Raw genomic sequence first — 281 nt, 5'->3', positions numbered from 1 at the left:
TCGGTTTTCTTGATGTTAGAAAATAGATATTATTTAGTTTTCAAAGTACAAGCTTTGGCCATCTCACGATGACCAATGGAGAATAGCGGGTTCGAACCGCTGACCTCCTGCTTGCAAAGCAGGTGCTCTCCCAACTGAGCTAATTCCCCATAATGGGCCTAAATGGACTTGAACCATCGACCTCACGCTTATCAGGCGTGCGCTCTAAACCAACTGAGCTATAGGCCCAAATAAGCGCCTTCGTTTTGAAAGGTAGACCTCTCAAAACTAAACAAAGTTTC

At 44.5% G+C, this 281-nt stretch carries 2 tRNA genes; both read right to left on the bottom strand.

Annotated features, from left to right (window positions below):
- Nucleotides 1–76: 76 nt before the first annotated feature.
- Nucleotides 77–149 (bottom strand) — tRNA-Ala (locus IV45_RS00015).
- Between the two features lie 4 nt (nt 150–153).
- Nucleotides 154–228: transfer RNA gene (locus tag IV45_RS00010), tRNA-Ile, on the bottom strand.
- Nucleotides 229–281 lie beyond the last annotated feature (53 nt).

Origin of the sequence: Limosilactobacillus secaliphilus, assembly GCF_001437055.1 — a bacterium.
Classification (GTDB): domain Bacteria; phylum Bacillota; class Bacilli; order Lactobacillales; family Lactobacillaceae; genus Limosilactobacillus; species Limosilactobacillus secaliphilus.
Note: the sequence above shows the minus strand (reverse complement) of the source record. Positions and strands in the feature narration are given on the sequence as shown.